Source organism: Shimia sp. FJ5 (assembly GCF_032918335.1).
In the GTDB taxonomy this organism is placed as follows: Bacteria; Pseudomonadota; Alphaproteobacteria; order Rhodobacterales; family Rhodobacteraceae; genus Shimia; species Shimia aestuarii_A.
This window is the reverse complement of the sequence record NZ_JAWJUV010000001.1, coordinates 306,983-329,874: the sequence shown is the minus strand read 5'-3', so window position 1 is coordinate 329,874 and position 22,892 is coordinate 306,983. Positions and strand designations below refer to the sequence as shown.

The following is a 22,892-nucleotide window of genomic DNA, read 5'->3' as shown; positions in this document are numbered from 1 at the left end:
AAGACCTTTTATATAATGCCGAAGGCCCGGGATTCCGAATCCCGGACCTTCCTATTGGCGTCTTCCCGCCCATCGGAAACTCGTCACAATCGTGAACACGCTTATCAAATCAAGCCAGAAATGGTCTCCTCAGGCCGTCTGAGAAATACAATTGCTAAGTATCTGCGCCGAGCCGCGGCATTTAGGCGGGGAGAGTCCACAAGAGAGGCGGAAAATTTCGGAGTAGGACATGGACACCCGGATGCGGTCGAGGCTACGGTGCCGCCAAATTTACCAGTTAGAGGACCGATTTTGAAAAGAGCAATTCTGGCGGGCGCGGTGGCCCTTACTCTCAGCGGGTGCAAAACCTTCGTCGAGGCGGACATCTACACCAGTGACGTGTTGGCCGTAGCCGAGGGCGAGACCCTTTCCGTGGACATGAACCTCGGACTGGAGATGCCTGGCATGGACACTTGTAACGAACATGCCGAGGCGATCACCGCGGCCTATGCGTCTAGCTTTCAGGCCGCCGAGTTCCGCACCTGCGAGAACATCGGATTAGACACCATCCTACAGATGCGCGTGACAACTTCCCTTTACGACCTCAAAACCACTGAAGCGCAAGCGAGCGAACCGGTCTCGGTCGCAGTATTTGTACAAGAAACCGGCACGCTGACTGTGCTTTTCATACCGAATGACGCAGCCTCCCGACAGCTCTGGGATGCACTGCCGAACAACCTGACCAGCATGGCGACCTACGACCCAAAACCTTTCCTGACCGCAAATGTAATAAATGATGGGCGTACCGCAATGGAGTTCCAGGCTGAGGGCGCGTTCGTAAACGACACTCCCATCACCTTCGCCACGGTTTCCTCAATGGATCGCCGAGGTGAGTTGGAAGTGCGGCTCTCCGACGTGGCTAATGCCGCCTTTGCTGCGGACCGCGCTGTGATGATCGGTGGATTGGTTGTCACATCGAACGAGTGAACTACCCCACCAATGAAGTGGCTTGAAAGGGGCCTCCCATGATCGCCGCCGGCGGGCATTGAGCCTTCTGACGGCGATGGGGAACATTTATAACATCACACCCTCTCCGAAAAGATGGGTGCGGTCGGGATCGACAGTCCCCGGCCGCGGCTTTCTTTGATGGATCTCTCGGACCAGAGCTCCTCAATTTAAGAAATATCAGAGGCTTAGGTTCCACTGGTCATTTTACACCCAGCAAAATTCCGTTTTTTTGGCCGGAATGGCTCTCAATTGCCCGCCGAAACAACCTTCCTGCGGTGGACCCTAGCCTAGCCGCATTTGGAGTGGCCACAGCTCGCACAGGTCATGCAGCCTTCGACCATCCGCATCTCGAACTGACCACAAGACGGGCAGGCCTTGCCGCGCGGGGCTTCGCCCACGGCCATAGCTTCGGTGGTGGGGTCTGCCTTGAGGCCAAGACCCTCGCCCTCGATAAAGCCGATGGCGATCATGTGGCGCTCGATCACGCCGCCGATCGCGGCAAGGATCGACGGGATGTATTTCCCTTCCATCCACGCCCCACCGCGCGGGTCGAACACGGCCTTGAGCTCTTCCACGACAAAAGACACATCCCCGCCGCGACGGAACACCGCCGAGATCATCCGCGTCAGCGCCAGCGTCCAGGCGTAATGCTCCATGTTCTTGGAATTGATGAAGACCTCGAAGGGACGGCGATGACCATTGATGATCACATCATTCACAGTGAGGTAAATCGCGTGCTCACTATCGGGCCACTTGAGCTTATACGTGGCCCCTTCAAGCGCCTTGGGCCGCTCAAGCGGTTCCGCCATATAGATGACCTCGCCATCGGCGACGTGATCTTCGGGTTTCTCGCCCGGCGCACTTTCCGTCTTCTCCGACACGGCAAGCACCGACCCGGTGACGTCATTCGGACGATAGGTCGTGCAGCCCTTACAGCCGGTATCCCAAGCCTGCATGTAGACGTCTTTGAACGCCTCAAAGGAGATATCCTCAGGACAGTTGATGGTCTTGGAAATCGACGAGTCGATCCACGATTGCGCCGCCGCCTGCATCCGCACGTGATCGGCGGGCGACAGGGTCTGGGCGTTGACGAAATAGTCAGGAAGCGCCTTGTCCCCGAACTTGTCGCGCCACATCTGCACGGCGTAGTCGACAACCTCTTCCTCGGTGCGGCTGCCGTCCTTCTGAAGCACCTTGCGCGTATAGGCATAGGCAAAGACCGGCTCGATCCCGCTCGAGACATTGCCCGCATAAAGGCTGATTGTGCCCGTCGGCGCGATAGACGTCAAAAGCGCATTGCGAATACCATGCTCGGCAATTGCCGCCTTCACGTCTTCATCCATATGCGCGACAAGCCCACCGGAGACATATTTCTCTTTATCGAAAAGCGGGAACGCGCCCTTCTCCTTGGCAAGGTCGACCGACGCCAAATAGGACGCCCGCGCGATCGCCTTCATCCATTTTTCCGTCTGCTCTGCCGCCTCTTCGCTGCCATAGCGCAGGCCAAGCATCAAAAGCGCATCGGCAAGACCTGTCACGCCAAGCCCGATCCGGCGCTTGTTGCGCGCCTCTTCAGCCTGTTCCGGCAGCGGGAAGCGCGAGGCGTCGACCACGTTGTCCATCATCCGCACCGCCAGCGCGACAAGCTCCGAAAGCTCCGCCTCGTCAAGCGCGGCGGCGTCCTCGAACGGCTCTTTCACCAGCCGAGCAAGGTTGATCGAGCCAAGCAGACAGGCCCCATAGGGCGGCAGCGGCTGCTCGCCGCAAGGGTTCGTCGCCGCGATGGTCTCGCAATAGCTGATGTTATTCATCTGGTTGATGCGGTCGATAAAGATCACGCCGGGCTCGGCATAATCATAGGTCGACTGCATGATCTTGTTCCAAAGATCGCGCGCATCCACCGTGTGATAGACCTTGTCCCCGAACTTGAGCTCCCACGGCCCATCCGCCTTCACGGCTTCCATGAAGGCGTCGGTGACAAGCACCGACATGTTGAACATCCGAAGCCGCGCCGGATCGGATTTCGCGGTGATGAATTGTTCGATATCCGGGTGATCACAGCGCATCGTCGCCATCATCGCCCCTCGGCGCGATCCGGCGGACATGATCGTGCGGCACATCGCGTCCCACACGTCCATGAACGAAAGCGGCCCCGACGCATCCGCTGCCACGCCCATCACATCCGCGCCGCGCGGACGGATGGTCGAGAAATCATAACCGATCCCGCCCCCCTGCTGCATCGTCAGGGCGGCTTCCTTGAGCATGTCGAAGATACCCGCCATGCTGTCGGGGATCGTGCCCATCACGAAACAGTTGAAAAGCGTCACGGACCGTCCCGTTCCGGCCCCGGCGGTGATCCGTCCTGCGGGCAGGAATTTGAAATCCTCAAGCGCGCCGTAAAACTTCTCTTCCCAGCCTTTGGAATCGTCCTCGACCCGCGCCAGATCACGCGCGATTCGACGCCACGAATCCTCGACCGTCTTGTCGATTGCCGTCCCATCGGCCTCTTTGAAGCGGTATTTCATGTCCCAGATGGACTCGGCGATCGGGGCGGCAAAGCGGCTCATGCGGTGATTCCCTGTCGGTGCTGTTCGCGGAAGAGGTTCCCAGAGTAACCCGAACCACCCCCGCGACACAACGCTTTGAGGGGTGGAAAAATGCCCTGAAATGACAATTGAGGCACAACGCCTTGCCGCTGCTCGGAATTAACCTACTATATGAGGTTCATTCCACGAGAGCCGCTCCCAGTGACCAAGACCGTCAATCTCATCAAACTGTCCGTCGGCACAGAAAGCGTCGAAACCCTCGCCGCCTGGCAGGAAAGCCGCGCGGCCCAGACACCGGATGGCCTACCGCGGCACGTCACCCGCATGTGGCCCAAACGCGAGGCGGAATTGCTCAATGGCGGCTCGATCTATTGGGTGATCAAAGGGGCGATCCAGTGTCGGCAAAAAATTCGTCGCCTCGACGAGGTGATCGGCGCGGACGGTATCCGCCGCTGCGCCATTGTGCTCGAACCGGAATTGCACCGCACGGCTTCGGCCCTGCGCCGTCCGTTTCAAGGCTGGCGCTACCTCAAACCTGAGGATAGCCCGCGCGACCTGCCGCCGGGCCGGGATCAAGAAGACGCCCTCCCCGAAGATCTGAACCGCGCACTGGCCGAAATCGGCGTCCTTTAGGGCTAGAGCTCGCCTTCTGTCTCAATATGAATGACCGCGCCGCAATGCTTGCAATGCACCGCGTCCGCATCATGCAGGCTGAGCCCACAGGTCTTACAGGTCTCCTTGACCTTTGGCGGACGAAACAGCACCTGCGCCAGCCGTAGGAAAAGCGTGACCCCGAAAATCATCACCCCGACCGAGAGCATCCGCCCGCCTGTGCCGCTTAGCGTGATGTCCCCGAACCCCGTCGTGGTAAGGGTCGTCACCGTGAAATAGAGCGCGTCGGCATAGTTGCGGATGTCCGGATTGACCTCGTGCTGAAGCGCGTAGATCAGGCCGGTCATCACGAAAAGAAACACCGCGAGGTTGATCGCGGCAAGCACCACCTCTTCGTTGCGCCGGAAATAAGGGAAATCCGCCCGCAACCGATGCAGCAGCTGATAGGTATGCAGAAGGCGCAGTGTGCGCAGGATGCGCAGGAACCCAAGCCCCTCTCCCGCTATCGGCGCAATGAAGGAGACAATGGCAATGATATCGGTCCATGTCGCGACCCGCAGAAAGAACATCCCCTTCCGCCTCTCAATCGCCACCCGCACAAGGAAATCCGCAAGGATCACCACACCAAGCACGAGGTCGGTGATCTCGATGGCAGGCGTATGGGGAATGAAAGAGGTCACGATCACAAACAGGATCGTCAGGATATCAAAGATCAGAAGGGCATAGCGAAACCGATGCGATGCCGGGCCATGCCCCTCGTATAGCTCTTTGAGCCGCGCCAGCACGCCAGCCTCCTGCTTCTTTCCGCGCCAAGCCTAGCCCTGCGCTGCGGTCAACTGCAAGCCTAGCCGTCAACCCCGAGCTTCGCGACCAACGTCTCGAGCGCCGCCTTTTCCGCGTCATCGACCGGCGCCTTGCGGCTGCGCCACAGGGTCGCCTGACTGCGGAGGATAAGGCCATCCGCAAGGATCTTCAGGTGGTTCGCCCGAAGCGTATCCCCTGTCGACGTGATATCCGCCACAGCCTCGGCGGTCAGGTTCTTGACCGTGCCTTCCGTCGCGCCTTGGCTGTCGACAAGCTGATAATCCGCAACGCCATTGTCGCGCAGGAACTCCCGCACGAGGCGGTGATATTTCGTCGCGATCCGCACCCGGAACCCGTGTTCCGCCCGGAACGCCGCCGCCGCCGCGTCAAGATCGTCGAGCGTGTCCACATCCACCCAAATCTTTGGCACCGCAATGATCAGATCCGCCTGCCCGAACCCGAGCGGCTCGACCTCTTCGACCTGCTGATCCCACTGGCCAAGCTTTTCGCGCACGAGGTCCGTGCCGGTGACGCCAAAGTGGATACGTCCGGCGGCAAGTTCGCGCGGGATCTCCCCCGCCGACAACAGCACCAGTTCGACCCCCTCGACGCCTTCCACGGCCCCGGCATATTCCCGTTCCGATCCGGTCCGCGCGAGCGTCACGCCACGCGCCCCGAACCAGTCGAATGTCTTTTCCATCAACCGCCCCTTGGACGGCACGCCAAGCTTGATCGTCATAGCACGCCCTCCAGTTGCAGCATCAGGCCCGGGCGGATCACGCCGCCCACAGCCGGGATTTCGCGCCCTTGGCCAAGCACACGGGTCAGCGCATCATACCGCCCGCCCGTCGCGACAGGCGGCATGTCATGCCGTCCCTCTGCGTAGAACCCAAAGACGAACCCATCATAGTATTCCATCTGGGTGCGCCCATAGCTCGTCTCGAACTCAAGCGCATCGACATCGACGCCGCGCGCGGCAAGCGCCTCCATCCGGTCCTTGATCCGGAACACCGCCTCGGTAATCGCGGGCATATCGACCGTGATATCGCGCAGGTGCTCAAGCGCGAAGGGCAGCGTCTCGCGCACGCCCAAGAGCGCCTCGAGCATCTCGACCTGTCCCGCCGACAAGGGCGGCGTCTCGGCGTCTTCGCGCAGCGCCTCGATCCGCGCCGCAATCTCCGCTTCCGAGCGCATCCCGATCATCGGCGCGTCAATCGCCATCGGATCAGCCTTGGCCAAGAGCGCAGACCGGCTCGCAGGCACAGGTGCGCGGCCTGCAAAACGCTCGATCAACGCCCGGAACCGACGCGGCCGCCAGATATGACGCATCAGCGCAGCCTTGCGCCGCGCGCTCGTCTCAAGCCCCTGCACCGCCGCCATCAGGACACCAATATCCCCCGTCGCCGCCCGAAGCCCCAAGGGCGCCACGACCGACTGGATCAGCGCGAAAACCTCCGCATCCGCCGCCGCCGGGTTCTCGCGGTCAAAGACCTCATAGCCGACCTGCGTATACTCATTGTCCTTGCTGGCGTCGTCTTCCTGCCGCCGGAACACCTGCCCCGAATAGGTATAGCGCGCAGGCTCCGCGCCGTGCTCCATATGCATCTGCACAACAGGCACCGTGAAATCGGGCCGCAGCATCTGCTCGCCCCGAAGCGTGTCCGAGGTCACATAGGCGCGCCCCCGGATATCCTCACCATATAGGTCGAGAAGGACTTCGGCAGGCTGCAAGACATTGGTCTCGACCGGCTGCGCCCCTTCCGCCTCGAACATGGCGCGCAGCTCTGCCGCCCGCGCCCGGATTTTTCCCCGTGCCGGCATGTTAGCTGTCCTGCCCCGCAAGGATTTCGCGCACCTTCGCCACAAGGTCATCACGCGACACCTCGAACTGGCTCGGGCGCTCTTTCCATTCCTCGAGCGTCGCGCTCTCGGCAATCTTCGCACCAAGGATCAGGTCTTTGATCTGCACCTTGCCCGCATCGAACTCGTCCCCGCCCGCGATCACGGCCACGGGCGAATTGCGCTTGTCGGCATATTTAAGCTGGTTGCCAAAGTTCTTCGGATTACCAAGGTAGACCTCGGCGCGAATGCCCGCATTGCGCAGCTCTGCAACCATCGCCTGATACTCGGCCATCCGGGCGCGATCCATGACCGTGACAACCACCGGCCCCTGCACCGTGCCACCGATCCGGCCCTTCTCGTGCAGCGCGGCCAGCAGGCGATCCACCCCGATCGAGACACCCACAGCCGGCACCGCCTGCCCGGTGAACCGCGCCACGAGATCGTCATAGCGCCCCCCGCCCGCGACCGAGCCAAACTGCCGCTTGCGGCCCTTTTCGTCGAAAATCTCGAAGGTCAGCTCTGCCTCGAACACTGGGCCCGTGTAATAGCCAAGACCACGCACGACGGAAGGATCAATCTCTATCCGATCCGCACCATACCCGCCCGCCTCGAGAAGCGCTGCGATCTGCTCCAACTCTGCGATGCCGTCCGCGCCAACCTTGGACTCGCCCACCGCCTCGCGCAGGTTGGCAAAGGTCTCATCCGCGGTATCCGCTTTAGAGGTCAGAAACGCCACAACCGGCGCCGCCTGTTCATCGCTGAGGCCCACGCCGTCGATAAAGGCTCCCGACGCATCAAGACGCCCCTTTCCGAGCAACTCGCGCACACCTGCCTCGCCAACCTTGTCGAACTTGTCGATAGTGCGCAGAACCGCATCCTTGCGGTCCTGATCGTCGCCAAGGCCCATTGCCTCAAGCACCCCGTTCAAAACCTTCCGGTTGTTCACCCGCACGATGTAATCCCCGCGCGGAATCCCCACCGCCTCAAGCGTATCCGACAGCATCGCGCAAATCTCCGCATCCGCCGCCATGCTCGCCGTGCCCACGGTATCCGCATCACACTGATAGAACTGGCGGAACCGCCCCGGCCCCGGCTTCTCATTGCGCCAGACCGGGCCCATCGCATAGCGCCGATAGGGCGTCGGCAACTCATTGCGATGCTGCGCATAGACCCGCGCCAACGGCGCCGTCAGATCATAGCGCAGCGCCATCCAGTCGCCTTTGTCATTCTCGTCGAATTCCTGCCACGCAAAGACGCCCTCATTGGGCCGGTCCACATCCGGCAGGAACTTGCCAAGCGCCTCGACGGTCTCGACAGCACTCGATTCCAAAGCATCAAACCCGTAATGATGATAGACCCCCGCGATCTTCTGCAGCATCTCTGCACGTTCGGTCACCTCGGCGCCGAAATAGTCGCGGAACCCCTTGGGCGTGATCGCCTTGGGGCGGGGGGCTTTCTTCACTTTGGCCATGTCGCATGGTCCCTTCGGTTTGCAGTCGCCCCGCCTTTACCCAATGGACCGCACGGGGGCAAGCAAACCCTCTGTAACAGGGGGGCTAGATATCCCCGAAATCGCCGCCCCGACCCTTGCCCGAGGCAAACCGCGCCGCACCCGCCGCGCCCTCGGCGGCAAAGGCCGCGAACGAGGCCCACTCGCGACGGATCGCGCGCGCCAACGCCGCGCCATCCATCCGGCCCGAGGCGAAATCCGCCCGCATACAGGCTTGCGGAAACCGCACCAGCCCCTCGGCAATCTCTTTCGCCGCCGCCAGCGCCCCGCCTTCCGGCACAACCCGGTCGGCAAGCCCCATCCGGTAGGCTTCTTCCGCCCCCACGGGCCGCCCGGTGAGGATCAGGTCATTGGCCCGCCCCTGCCCGAGGATTTTCGGCAAGCGCACGGTGCCGCCGTCGATCAACGGTACGCCCCACCGGCGACAGAAAACCCCGAATGTCGCGCTCTCGCTCGCCACCCGCATATCGCACCACGCCGCCAACTCGATCCCGCCGGCAACCGCATAGCCCTCGACCGCCGCGATGACGGGCTTCGTCAGCAAAAGCCGCGATGGCCCCATTGGCCCCGGGATCGGCTCTGCCGCCGCATCCTGCCAGCCTTCCGGGATATCCACCTGCGCCAGCCAGGCCGCACCGCCCTCTCCCGCCGCCGCCTTAAGATCGTAGCCCGCACAGAAATGCCCGCCCGCCCCCGTCAGGATCGCCACATCCACGGTCTCATCTGCCTCAAAGGCACAAAACGCCTCGTAAAGCGCCCGCGCCACCTCCGGGTTGACCGCGTTGCGCGCCTCTGGCCGCTGGATCGTCACGATCCGCACCCGGCCTTCTGTCTCGACTGAAATGCTCATGATGTCTCCTCCCTCACCGACCGCAACACCCCACCCCGTTCCGGTCAAGACAGACGCCGCGTCGCTTGACCCCGACGCGCAAGCGGCCTATCGCAAGAGGCATGGAAGACCTCGAAGCCCAGATCGCCCACCTGACCCGCACCGTCGATGACCTCTCCGAGATCATCGCCCGTCAGGATGCAGAAATCGCCGTGCTGACTCGCCGGGTGCACATGCTCATGGAGCGCGAAGCCACCCGCGAATCCGAAGGCACCGGCGGCGTGGTCCTCGGCGACGAACGCCCACCGCATTACTGACGCCCAATTCTTCCTCTTGCCGGAAATATCCCGGGGGTTTGGGGGCAGCGCCCCCAATTGAAATGGGCTTGAGAACGCCCCCTCAATACTCCTCGACCGCCATCACCCCATCGAGCGACTTGAGCGCGCCCTTGATCTGCGGGTTGACCGGAAATTCCCGGCCGGTGTCGATCTCGACCTCGCCGGGCAGGTCCGCGCTCATCAGACAAAAGAGCACCGGCCCCTTCGCCCCCGCCTTCACGGTCTCCGCGGCCTGCTGCAGCACATTGGCCACCGGCCCGACGGCCTCGGCATCCTCGAGGAACACCTTCAAGCCCGCGCTGCCCGCATCGGCAACCACTGCATCAATCGGCGCAATCGAGCGTGCCAGCAATTTCAACTGCTCCGACTCAAGCGTCGCCTCCGCCGTCACAACAACCTTGGACCCCGTCTCGAGATATTCCCGGCTCTTCTCGAGCGTGTCTGAGAAGATCGTCACCTCATAGGCGCCCGTCGGATCGCTCAATTGCGCAAAGGCAAAGCGGTTGCCCTTCAACGATTTACGCTCCTGCCGCCCCGAGACGCGCCCGGCGAGCTTGACGACGCATGGCCCGCCCTTGGCCTGCTCGGCCACCTCGTCAAGCGTCAGAACCTTCTTGCGCTTGAGCGCGGGCATATAGTCCTCGAGCGGATGGCCCGACAGGAAGAAGCCAATCGCCTTCGCCTCCTCATCAAGCCGCTCCGCCGGGAGCCAATCGCCCACCGGCGAAAGCCGCGGCTCCGGCAGGTCGTCCCCCGCCTCACCAAAGAGCGAGACCTGGTTCGAGGCTTTTTGCTCATGGATCGCCGCCGAGTAATTCACCAAGGAATCGAGGCTCTCGAGAACCCGCCGCCGGTTCGCGTCCAACTCGTCAAACGCCCCCGAGCGCGCCAGCATCTCCAAGGGGCGCTTACCCACCCGCTTGAGATCGACCCGCCGCGCAAAATCATAAAGCGTCGCAAAGGGCTTCTCCACGCCCTCAACCTTGCGCCCCTCGGTCACAAGCCGCATCGCCTCGACGCCGACATTCTTCAACGCGCCCAGCGCATAAACGAGCGCCCCGTCGACAACCTTGAACATCGCATCCGAACGATTGACACAAGGCGGCACAAAAGGCAGCGCCAGCGCCTTCTTCACCTCTTCGAAATACACGGCGAGCTTATCGGTCAGATGAATATCGCAGTTCATCACGCCTGCCATGAACTCAACCGGATGGTTCGCCTTGAGCCATGCGGTCTGATAGGACACCACCGCATAGGCCGCCGCGTGCGATTTGTTGAAACCGTAGTTGGCGAATTTCTCGAGAAGGTCGAACACCTCTGAGGCCTTTGCCTTGTCGACCCCGTTCTCCGCCGCGCCGGTCTCAAACTTCGGGCGCTCGGCGTCCATCGCCTCCTTGATCTTCTTACCCATCGCACGACGCAGCAGGTCCGCACCGCCAAGCGTGTAATTCGCCATGACCTGCGCAATCTGCATCACCTGCTCCTGATAGACGATGATGCCCTGTGTCTCTTCGAGGATATGGTCGATCAAGGGATGCACCGAGGTGATCTCCTTGAGACCGTTCTTCACCTCGCAATAGGTCGGGATATTCTCCATCGGACCCGGACGATAAAGCGCCACAAGCGCGACAATATCCTCGATACAGGTCGGCTTCATCCGCTTCAGGGCATCCATCATGCCCGAGCTTTCAACCTGGAACACAGCGACGGTCTTGGCCGAGGCATAAAGCTTGTAAGTCGCCTCATCATCAAGCGGGATGGCGTTGATCTGGTTCTCCGCCCCGTCCGCCGGTTCATAAAGCTGCGTGCCATCCGCCGCGACATGCAAGTCACGCCCCGACGCGTGAATCTGCTCGATCGCATTCTGGATCACGGTGAGCGTCTTCAGGCCAAGGAAGTCGAACTTCACGAGCCCCGCCTGCTCGACCCATTTCATGTTGAACTGCGTCGCGGGCATGTCTGACCGCGGGTCTTGGTACAAGGGCACGAGATGATCCAAGGGCCGATCCCCGATCACAACCCCCGCCGCGTGGGTCGACGCATTGCGCAAAAGGCCCTCGACCTGCTGACCATAGGTCAAAAGGAGATCAACAACCTCTTCCTCGCGCGCCGCCTCGCGCAAACGCGGCTCTTCCTTGAGCGAATCCGCGATCGACATCGGCTTGACCCCCTCGACCGGGATCAGCTTCGAGAGGCGGTCCACCTGCCCATAGGGCATCTGCAACACCCGCCCGATATCGCGCACCGCCGCTTTCGACAAAAGCGCACCAAAGGTGATGATCTGGCCCACCTTGTCGCGGCCATATTTCTCCTGCACGTAACGGATCACCTCTTCGCGCCGGTCCATACAAAAGTCGATGTCAAAGTCCGGCATCGAAACACGTTCCGGGTTGAGGAAGCGTTCGAACAGAAGCGAATAGCGCAGCGGATCAAGGTCGGTAATCGTCAGCGCATAGGCCACGAGCGAGCCCGCGCCAGAGCCCCGCCCCGGCCCGACCGGGATATCGTGGTCCTTGGCCCATTGGATAAAGTCCGCAACGATGAGAAAGTAGCCGGGGAACCCCATCCCCTCGATAATCCCAAGCTCGAAATCGAGCCGTTCCTGGTATTTCTCGACACTGACCGCATGTGGGATCACGGCAAGCCGCGCCTGAAGTCCCTCATTCGCCATCCGCCGCAATTCCGCGACCTCGTCATCGGCGAATTTCGGCAGGATCGGATCGCGCCGATAGGCCATAAAAGCACAGCGCTTGGCGATCTCGACGGTGTTCTCGATCGCTTCCGGCAGGTCCGCAAAAAGCGTGACCATCTCTTCCTGGCTCTTGAAATAATGCTGCGGCGTGAGGCGGCGACGCCCCTCCTGCTGATCGACATAGGCCCCGTCCGCGATACAGATCAGCGCATCATGTGCCTCATACATATCGCTCTTGGGAAAATAGACGTCGTTGGTCGCCACCAGCGGGATTGCCATCTCATAGGCCATCTCGATGAACCAGCGTTCCGTGGCGCGTTCCGGCTCCGGCAACCCGCCCTCGCCCGGATGGCGCTGCAACTCGATATAGAGCCCATCGCCATAAATCTCGTGAAACCGCCGCATGAGCGCATCGGCCTCGTCCCATTTGCCCGCCTGCATCAGCCGCCCGACAGGCCCGTCCGCCCCACCGGTCAAACAGATCAGTCCCTCGCCATGCACCGCCAGCTCGTCCATGCTGACCTGCGGCAACTGCCCGCCCTTGTCCACATAGAGACAGGAGGAAAGCTTCATCAGGTTCTCATACCCGGCCTCATTCTGCGCCAATAGGACAATCGGCGCCGGCTTGGCGATCTGACCCCGCCCATTGTTCGGCACCTCGTCTTCCGGTGGCGTCACATCGACCTGACAACCGATGATCGGCTGCACCCCGGCCCCGCTCGCCGTGACGGAGAACTCCAACGCCGCGAAAAGGCTGTTGGTGTCGGTGATCGCCACCGCGGGCATGTTCATATCGGCGCACATGCCGGGAAGTTTCTTGACCCGAACCGCCCCCTCGAGAAGGGAGTATTCGGTATGCACGCGGAGATGGATGAATCGGGGATCGCTCGTCATCCCGCAAGGCTACCCGAGCGCGCCGCCCTTTGGAATGGGCCAAACGCCCTGCTCTTCCTCTTGCCGGAAATATCCCGGGGTGAATTGGCCGCCTTCAGGCGGCCAAGAGGGGCTGGCCCCTCTCCCCCCCCCTCTCAGTGACGCAGGTGGCAGGCGTTGATCTCACCGCGCCAATAGGGCTCATAGCCATCCGGATAATCATACCCGACCTCGCCCCGCGCCGGAATGCGCCGCCCCCCGATCCAACGATACTCCGAAAACCGCCCGCGCCAATCGCGCAAGCGGCTTTCGCCATCAGGGTCGCGCACCGGGCGATCCTTGGCTGTCATCTCGACAATATCGCCCGCTCCATCGAACCGGAACTCGACCGCCACCTCGCCAAGGCTGACCCGCACGCGCTGCGCCTCGATTTGGTTCCAGATCAGCGCCCCGTTCTCGAGGATCGCATCCGGCACCCACGGGAGCTCTGCGAGATAGCGCATCGCCTCGCCCCGATCGATATCCGCGCCTGTCGCCCGCACCACCGGGATCGCCCCAAGGAGATTGACCCAAAGTCGCCCTTCGCCCCACACATAGGCATCCAGCACGAGGATTTTCGCCAACGGCCCCCAAAGCTGCTGACCCGCTTTCCAGACAAAGCCCGGCTCGCGCACGCAAATCCACTGCCACGCCCAAAGCCGGGTCCAGCGCCCCCGCCGCTCAAGCCGCATGTCTACCGATTGACCAAGCTCAACCCGACGCACCCGCGGCCCCCGGCCCGCCCCGTTGCGGCGCGCGAAATCCCGCACGATACGTGGCATTGGCGCCTGCTGAACCGGGCCGTCCGCCTTGCTCATCTCGCCCGCACACCAGTTCGCGGCCCGCTCGAACAGGAAGCGCCCCAAAATCAAGCCCGCAACCACCAGAAAGAGGGCGAACACAAGCAGCCAAGCCCAGAGGTTCATTGAAACACCTTCAGGTTTTTCCAAATAATAATGTGCGCGCAACCGCCTGAAACTTAACGTTTTTATAAGACCCCAGCAATGCCGAAAATTTAGCCATTTGCCCAGCCAGGCGGCGTCCTGACCCAAGTTTCCCTTGCCAAGATCAATCCCCCCTTCCTAGTGTGGGTCGGCACAAAAAAACGGCATGCCGGGTAACGGCTCTGCCCCTTCAGGGAAAAAACATATGACAGGGACTTTGCTAAGTATCCGCGGCCTGACCAAGGCCTACCCCGGAGTGGTGGCAAATGATTCAGTCTCCTTCGATATACAGGAAGGCGAAGTCCACGCCCTCTTGGGGGAGAATGGCGCCGGGAAATCAACTCTCGTCAAGATGATCTACGGCCTTGTAAAGCCCGATAGCGGCACCATGACATGGCGTGGCGGCGAATTCGCGCCGCCCGAACCACGAGCCGCCCGCGCCACTGGCGTCGCAATGGTGTTTCAACACTTTTCCCTCTTCGACGCCTTGAATGTCGCAGAGAACGTTGCCCTCGGCATGGAGAACCCGCCTCCGATGCGTGATCTCGCCGCGCAGATCCGCTCGGTCTCCGAGAATTACGGGCTGCCGCTCGATCCCGACCGCATCGTCGGTGACCTCTCCGCCGGCGAACGCCAGCGGGTCGAGATCATCCGCTGCCTGCTGCAAGACCCGAAACTCCTGATCATGGACGAACCGACCTCGGTTCTGACCCCGCAAGAGGTCGAGATCCTGTTCAAGACCCTGAACAAGCTCAAATCCGAAGGCACCGCGATCCTCTACATCTCGCACAAGCTCGAGGAAATCCGCACCCTTTGCGATCACGCCACGATCCTGCGCCTTGGCAAGAACGTCGGCACCTGTATCCCGTCCGAAACCACAGCGCGGCAGATGGCCGAGATGATGGTGGGGGACACGCTCCACACACCGACCCGATCCGCCAAGGAAGAAGGCGCGCCGGTGCTGCGCGTCAACGATCTGTCGCTATCTTCGGCCAACCTGTTTGGCACCCGGCTCAAGAACATCTCCTTTACCGTGCACGCCGGGGAGATCCTCGGCCTTGGCGGCGTCGCGGGCAACGGGCAGGACGAACTCCTCGCCGCGCTCTCCGGCGAAGCCCCGACCGAAGCGGAAACGATTACCGTCAACGACAAGCCTGTCGGCCATTTCGGCCCCAACGAACGGCGCGAACTTGGCATCCTTGCCGCGCCCGAAGAACGGCTCGGCCATGCTGCCGCCCCGGATATGAGCCTGACCGAGAACGCCCTCCTGACCGGGGCGATCCGCGAAAAGCTGATGAACAACGGTTTTGTGGACTGGAACGCCACAACGAAATTTGCCGAACGCATCATCTCGGCCTTCGATGTGCGCACCCCCGGCCCGACAAGCGCCGCGCGCTCGCTCTCCGGCGGTAACCTGCAAAAATTCGTCATTGGCCGCGAGGTTCTGCAAAACCCGCAAGTCCTCGTCGTCAATCAACCGACATGGGGCGTCGACGCCGCCGCTGCGGCTTCGATCCGTCAAGCGCTTCTCGACCTCGCTGCCGAAGGCGCCGCCCTCGTCGTCATCTCGCAGGATCTCGACGAGCTGATGGAGATCGCAGACCATTTCGGCGCCCTCAATGAAGGCCGCCTCTCCGAAATCCGCCCCGCCTTGGGCCTGACCATCGACGAGATCGGTCTGATGATGGGCGGCGCCGACGCCTCCGAAGGAGCCGCCGCATGATTGTTCTCGAGAAACGCCCCGAACCCTCGCGCCTGCTGTCGATGAGCACGCCCGTCTTTGCCGTGATCGTGACCATGATCGCCGGGGGCCTGCTCTTTGCTGCGCTGGGCAAGAACCCGTTCGAAGCCATCCGCACCATCTTCTGGGATCCGCTCTTTGGCGAATATGCCTTCTACTACCGGCCACAACTCCTCGTGAAAGGCGCGCCGCTTGTGCTGATCGCCATCGGCCTTTCCCTCGGCTTCCGTGCCGGGATCTGGAACATCGGCGCCGAGGGCCAGTATATCATGGGCGCGATCTGCGGCGCGGCGGCGGGCCTTGCCCTCTACCCGTCCGAAAGTGTCCTGATCTTCCCGCTCATGGTTCTTGCCGGGGCGCTGGGGGGCTGGATCTGGGCGATGATCCCGGCGCTTCTCAAGGTGAAATTCGGCACCAATGAAATCCTCGTCTCGCTGATGCTCGTCTATGTCGCCGAACAGCTCCTTGCCTCGATGTCCCTCGGCCTCTTGAAGAACCCGCAAGGCTTTGGCTTTCCCGGCTCACGCAACATCGCTGAATGGGAGGCCGCAAATAGCTGGATCGCGCAAGACTACGGCATGCACTGGGGCGTGGTCGCCGCGATGATCGCCGTCATCATGGCCTATGTCCTCCTCAACAAGCACATTCTCGGCTTCAACATCCGCCTGACAGGTGAAGCCCGCCGCGCCGCGCGCTTTGCGGGCGTGAACCCGACCCGCTTGATCCTGTTCTGCCTCGGCACCTCCGGCATGCTCGCCGGTCTCGCTGGCCTCTTCGAGGTCGCAGGTCCCTCCGGTCAGGTGAGCATCGACTTCAATGTCGGCTACGGCTTCACCGCCATCATCGTCGCCTTCCTGGGCCGCCTGCACCCGGTCGGCATCCTCCTCGCCGGTCTCCTCATGGCACTCACCTATATCGGCGGTGACATCGCGGAATCCCAAATGGGCCTTCCCGCCTCCGCCATCCAGGTCTTCCAGGGCATGCTCCTGTTCTTCCTTCTGGCGCTTGACCTCTTGACCAACTACCGCGTGAAACTTGCTATGAAGGGGACTGCATAATGGATCTCTCAGCCATCAACCCCGTCCTCCTTGTCGCCTCCCTCATGGTCGCCGCGACACCGCTCCTCCTCGCCGCGATTGGCGAATTGGTGGTCGAACGCTCCGGCGTCCTCAACCTCGGCGTCGAAGGCATGATGATCACCGGCGCCATCGCGGGCTTTGCCGTCTCGGTCGAGACCGGCTCGCCCTATGTCGGCGTCCTCGCCGCCGCCGTGGCTGGTGCCGCCCTCTCGTTCCTCTTCGCCTTCCTGACCCAGTTCGCGCTGGCCAATCAGGTCGCCTCCGGCCTTGCGCTGACCCTCTTTGGCCTCGGCCTCTCGGCGCTCATGGGACAAGGCTATGTCGGCATCCGCCCCCCTGCGATGACCCGCCTCGACATCCCCGTGCTCTCTGACCTGCCCGTGGTCGGCCCGATCCTGTTCGGCCACGACCCGATCCTCTACTTCGGCCTCCTCCTCACGGCGGCAGTCTGGGCCTTCCTCAAGTTCACCCGCGGCGGTCTCATCCTGCGCGCCGTCGGTGAAAACCACGATGCCGCCCACGCGCTTGGCTATAGCGTGATCCGCGTGCGCGTCCTCGCGATCCTCTTTGGCGGTGCCTGTGCAGGCGTCGGCGGGGCCTATATCTCGCTCATCCGCGTGCCCCAATGGACCGAAGGCATGACCGCCGGCATCGGCTGGATCGCCCTCGCCCTCGTGGTATTTGCAAGCTGGAAACCCTGGCGCGTGCTGCTTGGTGCCTATCTCTTTGGCGGCATCAACGTGCTACAACTCAATCTACAGGCCGCAGGCGTTGCGATTCCCGTCGAATACTTGGCAATGTCGCCATATCTGATAACCATCCTCGTGCTGGTTATCATGTCGGCTGACAAGAGCGGCGCACCCGCCTCGCTCGGCCGCAGTTTCCACGCCTCGCAATAATGCGCGGCATCGTTTGACTACCAACAGGGGGATATCCCGAATGAAACTGACCAAACTCCTGACAAGCGCAGCTGTCGCGCTGGGCCTGGCGACCACCGCCATGGCCGAGGACAAGACCAAAGTGGGCTTTGTCTATGTCGGCCCCGTCGGCGACGGCGGCTGGACCTATGAACACAATCAGGGCCGCCTCGCGGTCGAAGAAGAATTCGGCGACAAGGTCGAAACCGTCTTCGTCGAATCCGTCCCCGAAGGCCCCGACTCCGAACGCGTGATGACCCAGATGGCTCTCAACGGCGCCGACCTGATCTTCACCACCTCGTTTGGCTACATGGACCCGACGATCAACGTCGCGAAGAAATTCCCGAACGTGAAATTCGAACACGCCACCGGCTACAAGACCGCGCCGAACGTCTCGGTCTATTCGGCCCGCTTCTACGAAGGCCGCGCCGTGCAGGGTCACATTGCAGGCAGCATGACCAAGTCGAACATCGTCGGCTATATCGGCTCCTACCCGATCCCCGAAGTGATCCGCGGCATCAACTCTGCCTTCATCCACGCCCGCAAGGTGAACCCCGACGTCCAATTCAAGATCGTCTGGGCCTATACCTGGTTTGACCCGGCAAAAGAGGCCGACGCCGCCAAGGTTCTCATCGAACAAGGCGCCGACGTGATCCTTCAGCACACCGACTCCACCGCGCCGCAAGCCGCGGCTCAGGCCGCTGGCAACGTCATCACTTTTGGTCAGGCCTCCGACATGAGCGAATACGCTCCGCTGCCGCGCGTCTCTTCGATCATCGACGACTGGGCGCCCTACTACATCGCGCGCACCAAGGCCGTGATGGACGGCACCTGGGAAAGCAAGAGCACTTGGGACGGCATCGGCGCTGGCATGGTCGGCATCGGTGAAATCTCCGACGCAGTGCCTGCCGATGTGAAGGAAGAAGCCCTCGCGCTCAAGGCATCGCTGGCCGATGGCTCCTACCACGCCTTCACCGGTCCCCTGAACAAGCAGGACGGCTCGGCATGGCTCGCCGAAGGCGAAACCGCTGACGACGGCACGCTCGCGGGCATGAACTTCTACGTCGAAGGCATCACCGGCGACATTCCGCAATAAGCGACCTGCCCTTTAAGACACAAGAAAGGCCCGCCAATCTCGGCGGGCCTTTTTCATTGAGGCTCAAAGGACGCGCTGTTAGGCTCAATCCATGATTGTTTCACGCATTCTCTTTGTCCCCTCAAAGAGAGCATTCATACAAGGTTATATTCCCGATGAACTATATCGCCGCCGCTCTCTGCGCCCTCTGCTTCGCGACCCAGTCCCACGCCGGTCAGGCCTGGAAATGCACGATGGAAAAGAAATCCCCAATGGATCTTGGTGCCGTGCAGGACACCATCTTCTTCGAGCACGATGTCAAAGCGGACGCGGTACTCGTGCTTGACGCCTTGATTCACTCCTTCGGGAAGAAATACGTCAAGGCCGCTATCACGTCGAATACAGAAGAACGTCTCAGATTCGATTGGCGCCTGAAAGATATCCCCACTTTCGCCCTGAACACGACCGAGAGAGAACTGGTCGAATGGCGCTTCAAAGCCATCTTCATCAAGAAGAACAACAATCTGGTGGTGCGCAGCATCTCTGCCGGCGAGACGAATGTCTCTCGGCGCGGCGTCTGTGAGAAATACTAAGACACAGCGCAGGAAAAAGGCCCGCTCAACGCACGGGCCTTTCTTATCCCTGCCCCCGCTTTACTTGGCCTTACAGGTGTTGATCCCGAGGATCGAATAGAGCGCGCAATTGCCCATCAGTCCGGTCGCCAGCGGAATGATCCCGATCAGGCCCCACATGCTTCCCCCGGTGATCGGAAGCAGCAAGAGCGCAATCCCAACAATGATACGCAGCGCGCGATCGATAGTGCCAACATTTCGGGTCATCACGAATCTCCTGAATTGGTAAATAATATATTCGATATATAGCACATTTCCCGCAAAAAACCCGGCATCAAATGTCACATCTTCGCGCGCCCGGTTTGCCAGCACCGCCCCCGCCCCCTATCCTGTGCATGACGCGACAGGAGACACCTCATGACAGACATCCAGCGCATTCAATCTCAGGGCGTGCACCACATCACGCTCACCGGCGCAGACCGCCAAACTTCGATTGATTTCTGGGAAGGGGTGCTCGGCATGCCCTTCATCTTCGACCAACCCAATCTCGACGACCCGGACGAAGGCCACCTCTATTTCGATCCCGGTGATGGACGGCTGATCACCATCTTCACCAACGAAACCCGCAAGCCAGATCGTAGGCGCACACCGATGGAACCGGGCTGTGTCCACCATCTCGCCTTCAACGTGAGCCGGGCCAGCTTCCTGCTCGCAGCCGAACGGCTCGAGGCGCGCGGTATCGGCCATTCCGGCGTCAAGGATCGTGGCTTTATGGATTCGATCTATTTCAAGGATCCGCTCGGCCTCCTGATCGAACTGGCCTGCTATAAATTCGAACCGCCCGTTGGCTGCACCCATGCCGACGTGATGATCCGCGCCCACCGCATCCGTGTCGCGGCCGGGGATTACAACATCGCCGAACCGCATCTCGCCGCCGCCATCGAAGAGCTGGTCCTCGCCCGACAGGACTCGCTTTCCAAAGATCGCAGCCCGCGCAATCCGTTCTGAAACCAGTCTCGCGGGAAGGTGGGCGGGGCGTCTTTGCTAAAAGAGCGCCCGCCCTCCCGCGAAAACCACACCACCGCAATACCGACGTAATACCGACGCGATACAGACCCCCGTTTTTCGCGGCTTTGCCCCCCTTTCCCTAGCCCTGAAACCATGGCAACGTCGCGCCATGACTCGCGCCGCCACCGGCCCAAGACAGACTGAAAAACGCATGAACGATTTCCTCGTGATCGGCGGCGGCATCGCCGGAACGTCCGCAGCCGCCCGTCTCGCCCAGCTTGGCAAGACCCTTCTTCTCGAACGCGAACCCGCGCTCGGCTATCACGCCTCTGGCCGGTCGGCGGCCCTGTTCGAGGCGAACTATGGCCTCGACTCCACCGTTGCCCTGTCTAAGGCGAGCGCCGATTTCCACGCCAATGCCCACGGTGGGTTCCTGTCGCCGCGCGGCTTGATGCTTGTGGGTAAATCTGAGGACGCCGCCGCCTTTGAGGCGGCCTGCATTGACCTCAACATGGACCCGATCCCGCTTGCCCGTGCCTATGATTTGGTGCCAATCCTGAACCCCGATGTGATCGGCTTTGCCGCCTATCACGACGAAGCCTATGACATTGACACAGATCGAGAAATTCAGGTCTTTGCCTCAATCGTGCGCGACAACGGCGGTGCGGTCATCACGGGCCAGGACGTCACCGCCATCCGCCGCACCCAAAGCGGCTGGAGCGTGACCTCGAACGGCACCGACCACGAGGCCCGCACCCTCATCAACGCCGCCGGAGCATGGGTCGACGAGATCGCCCGCATGGCCGGGATCAAACCCCTCGGTTTTACCCCGTTGCGCCGCTCCATGGCGCGCTTGCCCGCGCCAGGTGGCCATGATGTGAGCAAATGGCCGATGATTATCGGCGCGCACGAAGATTGGTACGCCAAACCCGACGCCGGGAAATTCCTTGTCTCGCCTGCCGACGAAGACCTGCAAGACCCCTATGACGCTTGGGCCGATGACATGGTGCTGGCCGAGGGTCTTGCCCGCTACGAAGAATACGTCACCGAACCCGTGACCCGCCTCGAAGGCAGTTGGGCCGGGCTTCGCACCTTTGCGCCGGACCGCAACCTCGTGATCGGCCCGGCTTCTGACGATCCCGCGTTCCTTTGGTTCGCCGGGCAAGGCGGCTACGGGTTCCAAACGGCCCCCGCCGCATCGCAGCTTCTGGCCGATATCGTCTCTGGTGCGCCGTCCGAACTCGACGAGACAACCCGCGCTGCCCTTGATCCGCATAGGTTTGCCTGATGCCCAAACGCCTGAACCTGCCCGATAGCGCCTCAGTCGCCACGCCCGATGCCGAAGGCCGCCTCTTTGCCCCCTCCGCCGCGCGCAACGCCGAAGCCATCGTCTCGCTTATAGGGGATGTCGCAGGCGAAATGACGGGCGTCGCGCTCGAGATCGCCTCCGGCACGGGCCAGCATATCGCCGCACTGGCAGCTGCCCTCCCCGGCCTCCACTGGCAACCAAGCGATATCGACGCCGAGCGCCGCAAAAGCATTGACGCCTACGCGGCATCGGCCAACCTTCCGAACCTCTCCCCCGCCATCGCGCTCGATGCGACAAGCCCCGGTTGGGGCGCGGAACATGGCGGCAAGTCCTTCATCTGCCTTGCCAATCTCCTGCATCTCATCTCCACGAAAGAGGCCCGCATCTTGATCTCCGAAGCCGCCGAAGCCCTTGCTCCGGGTGGCCGCCTGATGATCTACGGCCCCTTCATGCGCGATGAAGAACTGACAAGTGCGGGCGACGAAGCCTTCCACGCAAGCCTCGTCTCACAAGACCCCGAGATTGGGTACAAGAGCGATTTCGACGTCGTCGAATGGGGGCTGTCTTCTTGGCTCGACTACGAGGATATGGTGGAAATGCCGGCGAATAATCTCGCGATCTTCTGGCGCAAACCGGGCTGACGCGAGGAACGCCAGCTTTTCAAAGGTCTATCTGATCTTAATCAAAGAACACACAGGCGAAGCGTGGTCTCCAACCGATGCACACAATCATTGGAGACGCCCATGTCCTGGAATGACACGCTCGACAAGACTCGCAACCAACTGCGCGCCCTGAACAAGACCATCCCCGATACGACCCGCGCTTTCGGTGCCCTCGGCAAGGCGGTTAAGGAAGGTGGCGTTCTCGAGTTCAAGCAGAAGGAATTCGTTGCTCTCGGCATCGCGGTCGCGGTCAAATGCGAGGCTTGCATCGCCCTGCATATCGAGGCGCTGGTGCGTGCCGGTGCGTCCCGCGAAGAGGTCGGCGACGTGCTCGCCATGACGATCCAGATGGGGGGTGGCCCGGCCATGATGTATGCCGCCAAGGCGCTCGAGTGCTACGACGCGCTGACCAAAGAATGAGCATGAAAGGGCCGCTTCACGCGGCCCTCGAGACGCCTGCGGCAAGGCGCCTGATTTTCCCCTGAAATGGATCGACATTCCCTGATCTAATCG

General features: G+C 61.6%; 21 protein-coding genes. 12 read left to right on the top strand and 9 right to left on the bottom strand.

All coding sequences use genetic code 11. The features are described 5' to 3' along the window. Nucleotides 1–291 precede the first annotated feature (291 nt). Nucleotides 292–966 (top strand): hypothetical protein, encoded by a 675-nt coding sequence (locus R1W01_RS01770; protein ID WP_297757305.1) that lies wholly within the window; start codon nucleotides 292–294, stop codon nucleotides 964–966. Between the two features lie 308 nt (nucleotides 967–1,274). On the opposite strand, the gene R1W01_RS01765 is transcribed toward R1W01_RS01770, so the two are convergent. Then, nucleotides 1,275–3,554, bottom strand: coding sequence for an adenosylcobalamin-dependent ribonucleoside-diphosphate reductase (locus tag R1W01_RS01765; protein ID WP_297757302.1), 2,280 nt, complete (start codon nucleotides 3,552–3,554; stop codon nucleotides 1,275–1,277). A gap of 180 nt (nucleotides 3,555–3,734) precedes the next feature. Here R1W01_RS01765 and R1W01_RS01760 point away from each other — a divergent pair, with 180 nt between their 5' ends. Continuing rightward, on the top strand, nucleotides 3,735–4,166 hold the full coding sequence (locus R1W01_RS01760; RefSeq protein ID WP_297757817.1) for a DUF1489 family protein: 432 nt from the start codon (nucleotides 3,735–3,737) through the stop codon (nucleotides 4,164–4,166). Nucleotides 4,167–4,168: 2 nt separating this feature from the next. Here R1W01_RS01760 and R1W01_RS01755 read toward each other — a convergent pair whose 3' ends face one another. From R1W01_RS01755 to R1W01_RS01735, 5 genes are all read right to left on the bottom strand, one after another. Further along, nucleotides 4,169–4,930 carry an ion channel gene (locus R1W01_RS01755; RefSeq protein WP_243611225.1) on the bottom strand — a complete coding sequence of 254 codons (762 nt, stop codon included), beginning with the start codon at nucleotides 4,928–4,930 and terminating at the stop codon, nucleotides 4,169–4,171. Nucleotides 4,931–4,989: 59 nt separating this feature from the next. Further along, nucleotides 4,990–5,688: an ATP phosphoribosyltransferase gene (gene hisG, locus R1W01_RS01750; RefSeq protein WP_297757298.1), complete on the bottom strand. Its 699-nt coding sequence runs from the start codon at nucleotides 5,686–5,688 to the stop codon at nucleotides 4,990–4,992. Further along, nucleotides 5,685–6,770: an ATP phosphoribosyltransferase regulatory subunit gene (locus R1W01_RS01745; RefSeq protein ID WP_297757295.1), complete on the bottom strand. Its 1,086-nt coding sequence runs from the start codon at nucleotides 6,768–6,770 to the stop codon at nucleotides 5,685–5,687. The genes hisG and R1W01_RS01745 overlap by 4 nt, the downstream gene beginning before the upstream one ends. A 1-nt stretch (nucleotide 6,771) precedes the next feature. Then, nucleotides 6,772–8,262 (bottom strand): histidine--tRNA ligase, encoded by a 1,491-nt coding sequence (hisS, locus tag R1W01_RS01740; protein ID WP_297757292.1) that lies wholly within the window; start codon nucleotides 8,260–8,262, stop codon nucleotides 6,772–6,774. An 85-nt stretch (nucleotides 8,263–8,347) separates the two neighbouring features. Then, on the bottom strand, nucleotides 8,348–9,151 hold the full coding sequence (locus R1W01_RS01735) for a crotonase/enoyl-CoA hydratase family protein (RefSeq protein ID WP_297757289.1): 804 nt from the start codon (nucleotides 9,149–9,151) through the stop codon (nucleotides 8,348–8,350). Between the two features lie 101 nt (nucleotides 9,152–9,252). On the opposite strand from R1W01_RS01735, the gene R1W01_RS01730 reads away from it, so the two are divergent. Then, nucleotides 9,253–9,447 carry a SlyX family protein gene (locus tag R1W01_RS01730; RefSeq protein WP_243611230.1) on the top strand — a complete coding sequence of 65 codons (195 nt, stop codon included), beginning with the start codon at nucleotides 9,253–9,255 and terminating at the stop codon, nucleotides 9,445–9,447. Between the two features lie 82 nt (nucleotides 9,448–9,529). On the opposite strand, the gene dnaE is transcribed toward R1W01_RS01730, so the two are convergent. Together dnaE and R1W01_RS01720 are read right to left on the bottom strand one after the other, a co-directional pair. After that, on the bottom strand, nucleotides 9,530–13,054 hold the full coding sequence (gene dnaE, locus R1W01_RS01725) for a DNA polymerase III subunit alpha (protein WP_297757285.1): 3,525 nt from the start codon (nucleotides 13,052–13,054) through the stop codon (nucleotides 9,530–9,532). A 134-nt stretch (nucleotides 13,055–13,188) separates the two neighbouring features. Beyond that, nucleotides 13,189–13,998 (bottom strand): DUF6544 family protein, encoded by an 810-nt coding sequence (locus R1W01_RS01720; RefSeq protein ID WP_297757283.1) that lies wholly within the window; start codon nucleotides 13,996–13,998, stop codon nucleotides 13,189–13,191. Between the two features lie 223 nt (nucleotides 13,999–14,221). Here R1W01_RS01720 and R1W01_RS01715 point away from each other — a divergent pair, with 223 nt between their 5' ends. The 5 genes from R1W01_RS01715 to R1W01_RS01695 all read left to right on the top strand — a co-directional run bounded on the left by R1W01_RS01715 (nucleotide 14,222) and on the right by R1W01_RS01695 (nucleotide 19,421). Continuing rightward, complete coding sequence (locus R1W01_RS01715; RefSeq protein ID WP_317275018.1) at nucleotides 14,222–15,739, top strand: ABC transporter ATP-binding protein; 1,518 nt, start codon at nucleotides 14,222–14,224, stop codon at nucleotides 15,737–15,739. After that, nucleotides 15,736–16,815, top strand: a complete 1,080-nt coding sequence (locus tag R1W01_RS01710; RefSeq protein WP_243611234.1) for an ABC transporter permease — start codon at nucleotides 15,736–15,738, stop codon at nucleotides 16,813–16,815. The genes R1W01_RS01715 and R1W01_RS01710 overlap by 4 nt, the downstream gene beginning before the upstream one ends. Beyond that, nucleotides 16,815–17,735: an ABC transporter permease gene (locus R1W01_RS01705; protein ID WP_243611235.1), complete on the top strand. Its 921-nt coding sequence runs from the start codon at nucleotides 16,815–16,817 to the stop codon at nucleotides 17,733–17,735. Before R1W01_RS01710 ends, R1W01_RS01705 begins: the two co-directional genes overlap by 1 nt. Before the next feature lie 40 nt (nucleotides 17,736–17,775). Further along, nucleotides 17,776–18,849 (top strand): BMP family ABC transporter substrate-binding protein, encoded by a 1,074-nt coding sequence (locus R1W01_RS01700; protein WP_297757273.1) that lies wholly within the window; start codon nucleotides 17,776–17,778, stop codon nucleotides 18,847–18,849. A gap of 155 nt (nucleotides 18,850–19,004) precedes the next feature. Next, a complete protein-coding gene (locus R1W01_RS01695) occupies nucleotides 19,005–19,421 on the top strand; it encodes a hypothetical protein (protein WP_297757270.1) in 417 nt (138 codons plus the stop codon). Between the two features lie 60 nt (nucleotides 19,422–19,481). Here R1W01_RS01695 and R1W01_RS01690 read toward each other — a convergent pair whose 3' ends face one another. Then, the gene (locus tag R1W01_RS01690; RefSeq protein WP_243611238.1) at nucleotides 19,482–19,667 is read right to left on the bottom strand and encodes a DUF2892 domain-containing protein; all 186 of its coding nucleotides are present in this window, start codon (nucleotides 19,665–19,667) and stop codon (nucleotides 19,482–19,484) included. A 150-nt stretch (nucleotides 19,668–19,817) separates the two neighbouring features. Between R1W01_RS01690 and R1W01_RS01685 the strand changes: the two genes are divergently transcribed. The 4 genes from R1W01_RS01685 to R1W01_RS01670 all read left to right on the top strand — a co-directional run bounded on the left by R1W01_RS01685 (nucleotide 19,818) and on the right by R1W01_RS01670 (nucleotide 22,799). Further along, a complete protein-coding gene (locus R1W01_RS01685) occupies nucleotides 19,818–20,408 on the top strand; it encodes a VOC family protein (protein ID WP_411028134.1) in 591 nt (196 codons plus the stop codon). Nucleotides 20,409–20,619: 211 nt separating this feature from the next. Next, entirely contained in the window at nucleotides 20,620–21,696 is a 1,077-nt protein-coding gene (locus R1W01_RS01680) for an NAD(P)/FAD-dependent oxidoreductase (RefSeq protein WP_297757267.1), read from the top strand. Then, nucleotides 21,696–22,358, top strand: a complete 663-nt coding sequence (locus R1W01_RS01675; protein ID WP_297757265.1) for a DUF938 domain-containing protein — start codon at nucleotides 21,696–21,698, stop codon at nucleotides 22,356–22,358. Before R1W01_RS01680 ends, R1W01_RS01675 begins: the two co-directional genes overlap by 1 nt. Nucleotides 22,359–22,460: 102 nt before the next feature. Further along, entirely contained in the window at nucleotides 22,461–22,799 is a 339-nt protein-coding gene (locus R1W01_RS01670; protein WP_297757262.1) for a carboxymuconolactone decarboxylase family protein, read from the top strand. The last annotated feature ends 93 nt before the right edge of the window (nucleotides 22,800–22,892 follow it).

What these genes read in the sequence shown, in the direction of transcription:
- hisG (WP_297757298.1), bottom strand. Translation starts at nt 5,688, where the DNA reads ATGACGATCAAGCTTGGCGTGCCGTCCAAGGGGCGGTTGATGGAAAAG.
- dnaE (WP_297757285.1), bottom strand. Translation starts at nt 13,054, where the DNA reads ATGACGAGCGATCCCCGATTCATCCATCTCCGCGTGCATACCGAATAC.
- R1W01_RS01705 (WP_243611235.1), top strand. Translation starts at nt 16,815, where the DNA reads ATGGATCTCTCAGCCATCAACCCCGTCCTCCTTGTCGCCTCCCTCATG.
- R1W01_RS01685 (WP_411028134.1), top strand. Translation starts at nt 19,818, where the DNA reads ATGACAGACATCCAGCGCATTCAATCTCAGGGCGTGCACCACATCACG.
- R1W01_RS01680 (WP_297757267.1), top strand. Translation starts at nt 20,620, where the DNA reads ATGAACGATTTCCTCGTGATCGGCGGCGGCATCGCCGGAACGTCCGCA.
- R1W01_RS01710 (WP_243611234.1), top strand. Translation starts at nt 15,736, where the DNA reads ATGATTGTTCTCGAGAAACGCCCCGAACCCTCGCGCCTGCTGTCGATG.
- R1W01_RS01745 (WP_297757295.1), bottom strand. Translation starts at nt 6,770, where the DNA reads ATGCCGGCACGGGGAAAAATCCGGGCGCGGGCGGCAGAGCTGCGCGCC.
- hisS (WP_297757292.1), bottom strand. Translation starts at nt 8,262, where the DNA reads ATGGCCAAAGTGAAGAAAGCCCCCCGCCCCAAGGCGATCACGCCCAAG.
- R1W01_RS01730 (WP_243611230.1), top strand. Translation starts at nt 9,253, where the DNA reads ATGGAAGACCTCGAAGCCCAGATCGCCCACCTGACCCGCACCGTCGAT.
- R1W01_RS01675 (WP_297757265.1), top strand. Translation starts at nt 21,696, where the DNA reads ATGCCCAAACGCCTGAACCTGCCCGATAGCGCCTCAGTCGCCACGCCC.
- R1W01_RS01720 (WP_297757283.1), bottom strand. Translation starts at nt 13,998, where the DNA reads ATGAACCTCTGGGCTTGGCTGCTTGTGTTCGCCCTCTTTCTGGTGGTT.
- R1W01_RS01735 (WP_297757289.1), bottom strand. Translation starts at nt 9,151, where the DNA reads ATGAGCATTTCAGTCGAGACAGAAGGCCGGGTGCGGATCGTGACGATC.
- R1W01_RS01700 (WP_297757273.1), top strand. Translation starts at nt 17,776, where the DNA reads ATGAAACTGACCAAACTCCTGACAAGCGCAGCTGTCGCGCTGGGCCTG.
- R1W01_RS01715 (WP_317275018.1), top strand. Translation starts at nt 14,222, where the DNA reads ATGACAGGGACTTTGCTAAGTATCCGCGGCCTGACCAAGGCCTACCCC.
- R1W01_RS01765 (WP_297757302.1), bottom strand. Translation starts at nt 3,554, where the DNA reads ATGAGCCGCTTTGCCGCCCCGATCGCCGAGTCCATCTGGGACATGAAA.
- R1W01_RS01690 (WP_243611238.1), bottom strand. Translation starts at nt 19,667, where the DNA reads ATGACCCGAAATGTTGGCACTATCGATCGCGCGCTGCGTATCATTGTT.
- R1W01_RS01695 (WP_297757270.1), top strand. Translation starts at nt 19,005, where the DNA reads ATGAACTATATCGCCGCCGCTCTCTGCGCCCTCTGCTTCGCGACCCAG.
- R1W01_RS01670 (WP_297757262.1), top strand. Translation starts at nt 22,461, where the DNA reads ATGTCCTGGAATGACACGCTCGACAAGACTCGCAACCAACTGCGCGCC.